The sequence below is a fragment of the Bauldia litoralis genome (assembly GCF_900104485.1).
GTDB classification, from domain to species: domain Bacteria; phylum Pseudomonadota; class Alphaproteobacteria; order Rhizobiales; family Kaistiaceae; genus Bauldia; species Bauldia litoralis.
Genome location: NZ_FMXQ01000005.1, coordinates 43,746 through 55,582, shown reverse-complemented (window position 1 = coordinate 55,582; position 11,837 = coordinate 43,746). Strand labels below are relative to the sequence as shown.

Below are 11,837 nucleotides of genomic sequence, written 5' to 3'. Positions count from 1 at the left end.
AGGATGGTGGTGCCCGCCTAAACCGTCAGGTGCCGGCGCACCTTCTCCGGGTCGAGGTCCTCGCGGGTGCCGCTGGCGACAACATGGCCGCGGTCCAGCACGGCGAAGGTGTCGGCGAGTTCATGGACGAAGTCGAAATACTGCTCGACCAGCAGGATCGCGATGGTCCCCTTGTCGCGCAGGTATTCGATGGCGCGGCCGATATCCTTGATGATCGACGGCTGGATGCCCTCGGTCGGTTCGTCGAGAACCAGCAGGCGCGGCCGCGTGACCAGCGCCCGGGCGATGGCGAGTTGCTGCTGCTGCCCGCCGGACAGGTCGCCGCCGCGTCGGCGCAGCATCGAGTCGAGCACCGGGAAGAGGTCGAAGATGTCCGACGGGATCGTCCGGTCGGCGCGCTTCAGCGGCGCGAAGCCGGTCTCGAGATTCTCCTTCACCGTCAGCAGCGGAAAGATGTCGCGCCCCTGCGGCACATAGGCGATGCCGAGCCGGGCGCGGTCATGCGGCGCCATCCGGCCGAGCGGCTTGCCGTCGAAGAGGATCGAGCCACCGGATATAGGCTGCTCGCCGACGACGGCGCGCAGGAACGACGTCTTGCCGACCCCATTCCGCCCCATCAGCGCCGACACCTTGCCGGCCTCCGCCGACAGCGACACGTCCCACAGCGCCTGGGCGGCGCCGTAGAACAGGTCGACATTCTTCGCCTGCAGGATCGGCTCGCCGGCTGTTTTTGTTTCCACAGCCGGCGACGATGCCGCCGCGATTGGCGCTGGCTGTTCCGCGACAACGGCCTCCGATTGCTCGTTCATGCGGCTCTCCAAATGGCGGCGGCGTTTGGGATCAAGGTCATTGCGTCCTTCGAGGCTCGGGCTGCGCCCTCACACCTCAGGATGGCGACGGGGGCGTGCTGCCCCGAAGGCCAAGAGACCAGACGCAACTTGCCGCTAGCGCTCACCTCGCCATCCTGAGGTACTCTGTGCAGCGGAGCCTCGAAGGACGCGTATTCCGATGTGCGAGTGAACCAGCTCATCGTCCGAGATAAACCTCGATCACGCGGGGGTCTTCCGACACATGGTCGATGGTGCCTTCCGACAGCACCGAGCCTTCGTGCAGCACCGTCACCTTGACGCCGAGCGCCCGGACGAAGGTCATGTCATGCTCGACGACCACGACGGATTTCTCCTTGGCGATTTCCTTGAGCAGGTCGGCGGTCGCCTCGGTCTCGGCGTCGGTCATGCCGGCGGCCGGCTCGTCAACCAGCAGCAACTTCGGTTCCTGCGCCAGTAGCATGCCGATCTCCAGCCACTGCTTCTGGCCGTGGCTGAGATTGGCGGCCTCCATGTCGCGAAGCTCGCCGAGCCGGATGATGCCGAGCAGTTCCTCGATCCGTTCGCGCTCGCTCGATCCCTCGCGCCGGAACAGCGCGGCGAAGGTGCCGCGCCGGCCGGCCAGAGCCAGCTCGAGATTGTCCCAGACGGTGTGATGCTGGAACACCGTCGGCTTCTGGAATTTCCGCCCGATGCCGAGTTCGGCGATCGACGCTTCGTCGAGCTTGGTCAGGTCGACATTGCCGTCGAAATAGATCGTGCCGGTGTCGGGCCGCGTCTTGCCGGTGACGACATCCATCATCGTCGTCTTGCCGGCGCCGTTCGGTCCGATGATCGCCCGCATCTCTCCGGCCTGGATGATCAGCGACAATTCGTTCAGCGCCTTGAACCCGTCGAAGGAGACGGAGACGCCGTCGAGATAGAGCAGGGTTTCGGTTTCCGGTCCGCTCATCCGCCTACTCCGCCGGTTCGGTCTTGAGACGGCCGCCGTCCGGGCCGTCCGTGTCCGTCACGGAGACGCCCGCTTCCGCCGCGGCCGACGCCCGCCGCTGTTTCAGGGCCGTCCAGCCGCCGCCCAGGGTGCCCATGATGCCCTTGGGCAGGAACAGCGTGACCCCGACAAACAGCCCGCCAAGCGCAAACAGCCAGTACGGCGCCAGCGCTCCGGTGGTGAACCAGCTCTTTGCAAAGTTGACGACAATCGCCCCGACGATCGGTCCGACCAGCAGCCCCCGGCCACCCACCGCGACCCAGATCACCACCTCGATCGAATTGGCCGGCTCGAACTCGCCCGGATTGATGATCCCGACCTGCGGAACATAGAGAGCGCCTGCGATTCCGGCCATGCAGGCGGAGAGGACCCACACCACCAGCTTGTAGTTTTCGACCCGGTAGCCGAGGAATCGCGTCCGGCTTTCGGCATCGCGAATAGCCACGATCACCTTGCCGAAACGCGAGGAAATGATTGATTTGCAGATCAGATATGCCAGCGCCAGCGCCAGTGCCGAGGCGGCGAAGAGGGCGGCGCGGGTCTCCGGTGCCTGGATGTTGAAGCCGAGGATGTCCTTGAAGTCGGTGAGCCCGTTATTGCCGCCGAAACCGAGGTTGTTGCGGAAGAAACCGAGCATCAGCGCGAAGGTCATCGCCTGGGTGATGATCGACAGATAGACCCCGGTCACCCGGCTGCGGAAGGCGAACCACCCGAAGACAAAAGCGAGGATTCCCGGGGCCAGCACCACCATCAGCATGGCATAGGGGAACGACTGGAAGCCGTACCAGGCGACCGGCAGTTCGTCCCAGTTAAGGAACACCATGAAGTCCGGCAGCACCGGGTCGCCATAGACGCCGCGGGTGCCGATCTGCCGCATCAGGTACATCCCCATCGCATAGCCGCCGAGCGCGAAGAAGGCGCCGTGGCCGAGCGAGAGAATGCCGCAATAGCCCCAGATCAGGCCGACCGAGAGGGCGAGAAGCCCGTAGGTCAGGTACTTGCCCATCAGCGGGATCGCGTAGCCCGGTATGTGGAACGGGCTCGCCGGCGTCGTGTAGAGGGCGAGCGCCGGGACCACGAAGGCGGCCGCGACAAGCACCAGGATGACGAAGAAGGCGCTTCGGTCGAAACCGTTGCGGATGAAGGAACCGATCATGCTTCGATCGCCCGGCCGCGAAGCGCGAACAGGCCGCGCGGGCGCTTCTGGATGAAGAGGATGATGAAGACGAGCACCAGGATCTTGCCGAGCACGGCGCCGGCATAGGGCTCGAGGAACTTGTTGGCGATGCCGAGGGTGAAGGCGCCGACCAGCGTCCCCCACAGATTGCCCACCCCGCCGAAGACCACCACCATGAAGGAGTCGATGATGTAGCTCTGGCCAAGGTTGGGACTGACATTGTCGATCTGCGACAGCGCCACGCCGGCCATGCCGGCGATGCCTGAGCCGAGGCCGAAGGTCATCGCGTCGACCCAGGGGGTCCGGATGCCCATGGCGCTGGCCATCTGCCGGTTCTGGGTGACGGCGCGCATCTGCAGGCCGAAGGGAGTGCGCTTGAGGAACGCCATCAGCAGGAAGAAGACGATCAGCGCGAAGACGATGATCGCCAGCCGGTTATAGGTGATCTGCAACAGGCCGATCTCGAACGAACCGGACATCCATGACGGCGTCCCGACCTGCTGGTTGGTAGGGCCGAAGATCGTCCGCACCGCCTGCTGGAGGATCAGCGAGATGCCCCAGGTCGCCAGAAGCGTCTCGAGCGGCCGCCCGTAGAGGAAGCGAATGACGCCGCGCTCGATCGCGACGCCAACCGCGCCGGCGACGAGGAAGGCGAGGGGGATGGCGATGAACAGAGAGGAGTCGAACAGCCAGGGCGCGTTGCTGCGGATGATCTCCTGCACCACGAAGGTCGTGTAGGCGCCGATCATCACCATCTCGCCATGCGCCATGTTGATGACGCCCATCACCCCGAAGGTGATGGCCAGCCCGATGGCGGCGAGGAGCAGAACCGAGCCGAGCGAAAGGCCGTACCAGACATTCTGGGCGGCATCCCACATCGCCAGTTCGCCTTCGATGGCGGACACCGCGGCCGTCGCCGCAGCGCCGACCGGGCCTTCGACTTCGGTGAGGGGAATGAGCAGCGACAGGGAATCGCGACCGCTGCGGGTCTTGATGACTTCGATTGCCGCGACCTTCTCCTCGTCGGAGAGGTCGGAATTGAGGACCGCCGCAGCCCGTGCCTCGCGCATCAGCTTGGCGATGGACGGGTTCTGCTCCTGCTCGATCGCCGCGTCGATCAGTTCGATCGCGTCGGGATCGCCGCTCTGGAAGATCGCCTCTGCGGCCGCGCGTCGCGTGCCGGCGTCGGGGCTCATCAGGGTGAGGGCGCCGAGCGCGGTGCGGATGGCACGCCGCAGGCGATTGTTGACCTTGATCTTGTCGATTGCGCCGGAGGCGACCTCGTCAACCGTTTCGCCGGTGAGTGGGTCGGTCAGCGTGTAGGTTGAGCCGACCTTCTCGGCGATGAAAACCATTCGGTCGGACTTGCGGGCATAGACGTCGCCCTCGGCGAGCGCCTCGAGCACGGGGACGACCGCCGGATCGCCGGTGGCGGCGAGTGCTGCGATCTGTTCCTCGGTCTCGGAATAGCCGCCGACCGCCAGTCCGTTGATGAGGTCGCGGAGGTCAGCGTCCTGTGCTTTGGCGCCAGAGATGGCAGCCAGGGCAAGGACCGTCGCCAGAACGACCTGGATGAGAATGCGCATCCGTTTGACTACTTAAAAAATGTTGCAGCAGAGAAAAAGCGGGGAGGCCGGAGCCACCGGCCTCCCCATTCAGGCATCGCAGTCTAGGTGCCTTTGCCGCCGCACTTGCCGGTGGCGACATTGAAGTTGCCGCAGGACATCGGAGCACGCCAATCCGAGATCAGGTCCTTCGAGTCAGGCAGGTAGTCGGACCACTCGTCGCCGGGAACGAGGCCGGGGGTCTCCCAGACAACCTCGAACTGTCCGTCGTCCTGGATCTCGCCGATCAGCACCGGCTTGGTGATGTGGTGGTTCGGCATCATTGCCGAGTAGCCGCCGGTCAGGTTCGGAACCGTGACGCCGATCATCGCGTCGATCACCGCATCCGGATCGGTGGTGCCGGCCTTCTCGACCGCCTTGACCCACATGTTGAAGCCGATGACATGGGCTTCCATCGGGTCGTTGGTGACGCGATCGGGATTGCCGGTGAATTCCTTCCAGGTGGCGATGAATTCCTCGTTGGCCGGGTCTTCGACGCTCTGGAAGTAGTTCCAGGCGGCGAGATGGCCGACCAGCGGACCGGTGTCGATACCGGCCAGTTCCTCTTCGCCGACGGAGAAGGCGACGACCGGAATGTCCTCGGCCTTGATGCCCTGGTTGCCGAGTTCCTTGTAGAAGGGAACATTGGCATCGCCGTTGATGGTCGAGACGACCGCGGTCTTCTTGCCGGCCGAGCCGAAGGCCTTGATGTCGGAGACGATCGTCTGCCAGTCGGAGTGACCGAACGGCGTGTAGTTGATCATGATGTCTTCTTCGGCGACGCCCTTCGCCTTGAGATAGGCCTCAAGGATCTTGTTGGTCGTGCGCGGATAGACGTAGTCGGTGCCGGCCAGAACCCAACGCTCGACGCCCTCGGCGTCCATCAGGTAATCGACCGCCGGGATCGCCTGCTGGTTCGGCGCGGCGCCGGTGTAGAAGATGTTGCGCTGGCTCTCTTCGCCCTCGTACTGGACCGGGTAGAAGAGCAGGCTGTTCAGTTCCTCGAAGACCGGCAGAACCGACTTGCGGCTGACCGAGGTCCAGCAACCGAAGACGACGGCGACCTTGTCCTGGCTGATCAGTTCGCGGGCCTTTTCGGCGAAGAGCGGCCAGTCGGAAGCCGGGTCGACGACGACGGCCTCAAGCTGCTTGCCGAGCAATCCGCCCTTCTTGTTCTGCTCCTCGATGAGCATCAGCATCACGTCTTTCAGGGTCGTCTCGGAAATCGCCATGGTTCCCGAGAGCGAGTGCAGGATGCCGACCTTGATCGTGTCATCCTGAGCTGCCGCCGGCATCATGTTTCCAAGCGCGACGCCCGCCCCCAATGTGGCGGCAAGTACCGTCCGCCGAACCATTCCCCTATCCATCACCATGGAACTCTCTCTCCTGTGTCTGTTGCGCGGATTGATTGGTTCGCACCGCTGCACGGGGTGAGAGTTATCAAGAAGCGTACCAACTCTTTCCGGGGCCGGGATTGCCGATGGAACAGGGAAGGGCCTCTCGGCCCGCCGACGCGAGATGCATACCCGCCGCACAATCTGGAGCCGTGAATGCCTGTGAAATAGGCAGCAAGAAAGTGACGACGAATTGTGCAATTCGCGCCGCGACTTTGTTAAGCGGTTGAAAGGATTCGGTCTGGCGGGTGTGAAGCCACGCCTTTACCGCGTCACAACGCGCGCATAAGCTGCCGCCAAATCGTCCTAGGGGCGGGACGGCAGCGGGAGTCAGTTCGATGCGCAACGTCGTCCATGCGGCACGTCATCTGTTTTTCGGCTTTGCAATTGCCGTCGCGGCGCTTGCCGCAGGCGGGCCCGGCCAGGCCGGCGAACTTCGCGTCATCGAGACGCCGGAGGCCGACTATCCCGGCTTCGATTACCAGACGCTGCCGGATGTCACCCTCGCGATGTGCCGGTCGACATGCCTCGACGCTGACCAGTGCCAGGCCTTCACCTACAACACCAAGGCCGGCTGGTGCTTCCTCAAGTCCGACTTCGGCGTGCTTGCTGACGCGACCAACGCCATCGCCGGCCGGATCGTCGAGACCGTCGACCTGACGCCGGGCCTCCAGGAGCGACGCCTCGGTGAACTCGACTTCGTTCCTGGCAGCTATGTCGACGAAGCGCGTGAACTGGCCGGATCGCTCCGCCGGCGCTTCGATCCGGGCATCGGCGCCTATGACGCCTATCGCACCCAGGGGACGGAGGCTTACCGCGCCGGCAATTTCGATCTTGCCGCGCAGATGTATGGCCGGGCGTTGGCCATCGCCGATGACAATCCGGGCGTCTGGCTCGACTTCGCCATCGCCAGCCGGGCCCGCTCGCCGGACAACTGGACCGACCGCCAGCGCTCCTACGCCGATATCACGGCGGCCGGCATCAACGCCTTTATCCGCTCGGACGAGGCGACCAACGAAGCCAAGGCGCTGCAGACGATCGGCGACGGGTTTCGTCTCCGCGAAATCTGGAAGCCGTCCTATCGCGCCTACCGGGCGAGCCTGGCGCTCCGCGAGAACCCGACCGTCCGCAATGCCTATGAACAGGTGATTGCCGAGCATGGCTTCCGCATCGTCTCCAACGAAGTCGATGCAGACGTCGCCAATCCGCGCATCTGCATCACCTTCTCCGACGACCTGCCGGTATCGCAGCCGGGGCTTGCCGACTACATCGTCGTCGACAATGGCGAGGGACTGGCGATCGAGCCGTCCCAGCGGCAGATCTGCATTGGCGGCGTCGAGCATGGCAGCCGCTATCACATCCGGGTTCGCGGCGGCCTGCCCGCGGCGGATGGCGAGACGCTGGCCCGCCCGACCGAACTCGACGTCTTTGTCCGCGACCGCGCGCCGTGGGTCGGCTTCGCCGGCAATGCCTATGTGCTGCCGGCCGGCGAAGGCGCTTCGATCCCGCTGGTCTCCGTCAACACCGACATCGCCCAGGCCGCCATCTACCGGATCGGCGAGCGCGGCCTGGCCAACGCCCTGCGCGACAACGAGTTCTTGCGCAAGCTCGCGCCCTACACGGCCGAGAATATCGAGAACCAGAAAGGCGAGAAGGTCTGGGAAGGCGAGATCGTCATCGCCTCCGAACTGAACCAGACGATCACCACCGCCGTGCCGATCAGCGACGCGCTGCCAAGCCTCAAGCCGGGCGTCTACGCGATCACTGCCAAGGCCGAACTCGACACCGAGGAATGGGGCAGCCTCGCCACCCAGTGGTTCATCGTCTCCGACCTCGGGCTGACGACGCTGTCGGGCAGCGACGGGGTCAGCACCTTCGTCCGCTCGCTGTCGACGGCCGAGCCGGTCGCCGGCGTCAAGCTGCGACTGGTCGCCACCAACAATGACATCCTCGGCGAAGCCACCACGGACGCCGACGGCTACGCCCGCTTCGAGCCCGGCCTCGCCCGCGGCACCGGCGGCACCGCGCCGCAACTGATCGACGCGACGACGGCGGAGGGCGACTTCGCCTTCATCGACCTGACCCGCTCGGCCTTCGACCTCTCCGATCGCGGTGTCGACGGCCGGCCGGCGCCGGGCCCGCTCGACGTCTTCCTGACGCCGGAGCGCGGCATCTATCGCCCGGGCGAAACCGTCAACCTCACCGCGCTTGTCCGCGACGCCCGCGCCGATGCCGTCACCGACCTGCCGATCACCATGGTGATCGAGCGGCCGGATGGCGTCGAATACCTGAAGACGACGCTGTCGGATGGCGGGCTCGGCGGCTATTCCGCGTCCGTGCCGCTCGAAGCCAACGCGATGCGTGGCTCGTGGCAGGTCAAGCTCTATGCCGATCCCAAGGGGCGGACCGTGGCCGAGACCTCGGTGCTGGTCGAGGACTTCGTGCCGGAACGCCTCGCCTTTGAACTGTCGACAGAATCGGAGGCGCTGAGCGCCGTCGCCCCGGCGATCGTCGAGCTCGAGGCGCGCTATCTCTACGGCGCGCCGGCGCCGGGCCTGTCGGTCGACGGCGACATCGACGTCCGGCCGGCCAAGGGGCTCGCCGGTTTCAACGGCTACACTTTTGGTTTGGCCGACGATTCCGTCGAGCCGGTCCGCCGGCCGATCGACCTCGCCGCGACCACCGACGAGGCCGGCAAGGCGACCCTCAGCGTCGGCCTGCCCGACGACCTGCCGGTGTCGACCCATCCCTTCGATGCCCGGATTATCGTGCGCCTCGCCGACACCAACGGCCGCGCCGTCGAGCGGACGCTGTCGCTGCCGGTCAGGCCGGCAACGCCGCTGATCGGCATCAAGCCGCAATTCGAGGGCGACGAGGTCGAGGAAGACACCTCCGCCGGCTTCGACGTCATCCTCGTCTCGCCCGAGGGCGAGCGGATCGCCGCCAACGGGCTGACCTGGACGCTCGATCGCATCGAGACCGACTACCAGTGGTACCGGTCGAGCGGCACCTGGAACTACGAACTGATCACCACGCCGCATCGCATCGAGTCCGGCGAGATCGACGTTTCGGCCGACGCGCCGACATCGGTCTCCGCCCCGGTCGACTGGGGCCGCTACCGGCTGACCGTGATGCGCGGCGGTGACGAGGCGGCGGCCAGCAGCTTCGACTTCTACGCCGGCTGGTACGTCTCCGACGCCGGCTCCGAGACGCCGGACGTCCTTGCCGTGGCACTCGACAAGCCGGCCTACCGGATCGGCGACACCGCCAAGCTGCGGCTCGATCCGCGCTTTGCCGGCATCGCGCTGGTCAGCGTCGTCGACGATCGCCTGATCACCACCAAGGCCGTCGAGGTGCCGGAGGACGGCACCACCGTCGATCTCGAGGTCACCGACCAGTGGGGTCCGGGCGCATACGTCACCGCGGCGCTCTACCGGCCGATGGACATCCCGGCCAAGCGCATGCCGGCCCGCGCCCTCGGCCTGACCTGGGCCAAGGTCGAACCCGGCCACCGCGATCTTGATGTCACCATCGACATGCCGGACGAAATCCGGCCGCGCCAGGCGATGACCATCCCGGTCGCGATCGACAATCTCGAGCCAGGCACCAAGGCTTTCATCACCGTCGCCGCCGTCGATGTCGGGATCCTCAACCTCACCGACTTCCAGTCGCCGGCGCCCGACGACTGGTACTTCGGCCAGCGCAAGCTTGGCATGGAGATCCGCGATCTCTACGGCCTGCTCATCGACCGGATGCAGGGCGTGCCCGGCGCGATCCGCTCGGGTGGGGATGGCGGCGGCAATCGATTGGCCGCACCGCCGCCGACCGAGAAGCTGGTCGCCTTCTATTCGGGCATCGTCGCGGTCGATCAGGACGGCAAGGCGACCGTCTCCTTCGAGCTGCCGGAGTTCAACGGCACCGTCCGCGTCATGGCGATGGCCTGGTCGGCGGCCGGTGTCGGCCACGGCGTCAAGGACGTGCTGGTCCGCGATCCGGTCGTGGTCAGCGCCAGCATCCCGCGCTTCCTCCATACCGGCGACACCTCGCGTCTCCTTGTCGAGATCAACAACGTCTCCGGCCCGGCCGGCGACTATCGGCTGGTGGTCGCGGCCGGCGCGGGCGTCGGCATCGACGCCGGCGATCTCGAACGCACCGTGACGCTGGACGAGAAGGCCCGCGCCCGTTTCAACGTGCCGATCGCCGGCGAGATGATCGGCGATTACACCATCGACGTGACGCTCGAACTGCCGTCCGGCGAGACGTTGCCGAAGGAACTGGTGCTCGGCATCCGTCCGCCCGGTGAGCCCGTCACCCGGCGCAACATCGTCGCGATGGCGCCCGGCGGGACGCTGACCATCGACGCCGAACCGCTTTACGAATTCGTTCCCGGCACCGCCTCGGTAACGGTATCGGTGGGTGGCGCCGGTCGGCTCGATGTCGCCGGCATCCTCGCCTCGCTCGACCGCTATCCCTATGGCTGCACCGAGCAGTTGACCAGCCGCGCCATGCCGTTGGTCTATCTCGACGAGGTCGCTGCATCGATCGGCATCGCCTCGGACACCGCCGTCCAGAAGCGGGTGCAGAAGGCGATCGGCAGCATACTTGCCAACCAGTCGTCCAACGGCAGCTTCGGCCTGTGGGGACCCTATTACTCCGACAGCCTGTGGCTCGACGCCTATGTCACCGACTTCCTGACCCGCGCCGCAGAGAAGGGCTACGCGGTTCCGGAACTTCCGGCCGGGCTTGCCGTCGACAACCTGTCCAATCGCATTGCCTATGCCGATGATTTCCAGAATGGCGGCGAGGCCATCGCCTATGCGCTATACGTTCTCGCCCGCAACGGCCGCGCGTCGATCGGCGACCTTCGCTACTACGCCGAGACCAAGATCGGCGCCTTCGGCACGGCGCTGGCCAAGGCGCAGATCGGCGCGGCGCTCGCGCAGTATGGCGATCGTCGCCGGGCGGACGAGGCCTTCAAGGTCGCCTTTTCCCATCTCGACCGAAGCCGCGGGGACGAATGGCGCGGCGACTACGGCAGCAATCTCCGCGACAAGGCGGCGGTGCTGGCGCTGGCCGCTGAAAACGACATCAATGTCCGCGACCTGCGGCTGCTCGCCGACGACGTCTCGCGCGCCTATGAGAGTCGTCGCTACACCAGCACCCAGGAAGACGCCTGGATGCTGATGGCGGCGGCGGCTCTGATCGAGCAAGCGGCCGATGCCACCTTCGATATCGACGGCGACGCCGTTCCCGGCCCGGTGTTCAAGGAGTTCGATCAGGCGCTGATCGAGGCTGGCCCGATCGTCATCACCAATCCCGGCGCCGAGACCTTCGACGCGGTCGTGGCGACGACCGGCGTGACCGTGGTCCCCGAGCCGGCGGGCGGCGAAGGCTTCGAGATCGGGCGCAGCTACTACACCCCCGATGGCGAGCCGATGGACATCGCCGCGGTGGCCCAGAATGACCGCGTCGTTGTCGTTCTGACGGTGACGGCGGATCTTGGCCGCAACGGTCAGCTCCTCGTCGTCGATCCGATCCCCGCCGGCTACGAGATCGAGAATCCCAACATCTCGGTCAGCGGCGAAGTCACGGCCTTCGACTGGCTCGACGTGACCCGTAACGCCGCTCATACCGAGGCGCGCACCGACCGCTTCGTCGCGGCGATCGACCGTGACTCCGGCGATCCGCTGCAGTTCAGCATCGCCTACGCCATGCGCGCCGTGTCGCCGGGCGTCTACGCCCAGCCCGGCGCGACGGTCGAGGACATGTACCGGCCATATCTGCGGGCGCGCACCGCTGCCGCGACCGTCGAGGTGGTTGGCACGACCCGGTAGCCGATCCGGA

General features: G+C 65.9%; 6 protein-coding genes. 1 reads left to right on the top strand and 5 read right to left on the bottom strand.

Going from position 1 to position 11,837, the window contains the following annotated elements; all coding sequences use genetic code 11:
- Positions 1-17 precede the first annotated feature (17 nt).
- The 5 genes from urtE to urtA form a co-directional block, all read right to left on the bottom strand.
- On the bottom strand, positions 18-713 hold the full coding sequence (gene urtE, locus BLT60_RS12725) for an urea ABC transporter ATP-binding subunit UrtE (RefSeq protein WP_090877150.1): 696 nt from the start codon (positions 711-713) through the stop codon (positions 18-20).
- Positions 714-1,026: 313 nt separating this feature from the next.
- On the bottom strand, positions 1,027-1,779 hold the full coding sequence (gene urtD, locus BLT60_RS12715; RefSeq protein ID WP_090876846.1) for an urea ABC transporter ATP-binding protein UrtD: 753 nt from the start codon (positions 1,777-1,779) through the stop codon (positions 1,027-1,029).
- A 4-nt stretch (positions 1,780-1,783) separates the two neighbouring features.
- Positions 1,784-2,974, bottom strand: coding sequence for an urea ABC transporter permease subunit UrtC (gene urtC / locus BLT60_RS12710; protein WP_090876845.1), 1,191 nt, complete (start codon positions 2,972-2,974; stop codon positions 1,784-1,786).
- The gene (gene urtB, locus BLT60_RS12705) at positions 2,971-4,581 is read right to left on the bottom strand and encodes an urea ABC transporter permease subunit UrtB (RefSeq protein WP_090876844.1); all 1,611 of its coding nucleotides are present in this window, start codon (positions 4,579-4,581) and stop codon (positions 2,971-2,973) included. The genes urtC and urtB overlap by 4 nt, the downstream gene beginning before the upstream one ends.
- A gap of 83 nt (positions 4,582-4,664) precedes the next feature.
- Positions 4,665-5,897 carry an urea ABC transporter substrate-binding protein gene (urtA, locus tag BLT60_RS12700; protein WP_244521270.1) on the bottom strand — a complete coding sequence of 411 codons (1,233 nt, stop codon included), beginning with the start codon at positions 5,895-5,897 and terminating at the stop codon, positions 4,665-4,667.
- A 434-nt stretch (positions 5,898-6,331) separates the two neighbouring features.
- Here urtA and BLT60_RS12695 point away from each other — a divergent pair, with 434 nt between their 5' ends.
- Entirely contained in the window at positions 6,332-11,827 is a 5,496-nt protein-coding gene (locus tag BLT60_RS12695; RefSeq protein ID WP_090876843.1) for an alpha-2-macroglobulin family protein, read from the top strand.
- The last annotated feature ends 10 nt before the right edge of the window (positions 11,828-11,837 follow it).

What these genes read in the sequence shown, in the direction of transcription:
- urtD (WP_090876846.1), bottom strand. Translation starts at nt 1,779, where the DNA reads ATGAGCGGACCGGAAACCGAAACCCTGCTCTATCTCGACGGCGTCTCC.
- urtC (WP_090876845.1), bottom strand. Translation starts at nt 2,974, where the DNA reads ATGATCGGTTCCTTCATCCGCAACGGTTTCGACCGAAGCGCCTTCTTC.
- urtB (WP_090876844.1), bottom strand. Translation starts at nt 4,581, where the DNA reads ATGCGCATTCTCATCCAGGTCGTTCTGGCGACGGTCCTTGCCCTGGCT.
- urtA (WP_244521270.1), bottom strand. Translation starts at nt 5,897, where the DNA reads ATGATGCCGGCGGCAGCTCAGGATGACACGATCAAGGTCGGCATCCTG.
- BLT60_RS12695 (WP_090876843.1), top strand. Translation starts at nt 6,332, where the DNA reads ATGCGCAACGTCGTCCATGCGGCACGTCATCTGTTTTTCGGCTTTGCA.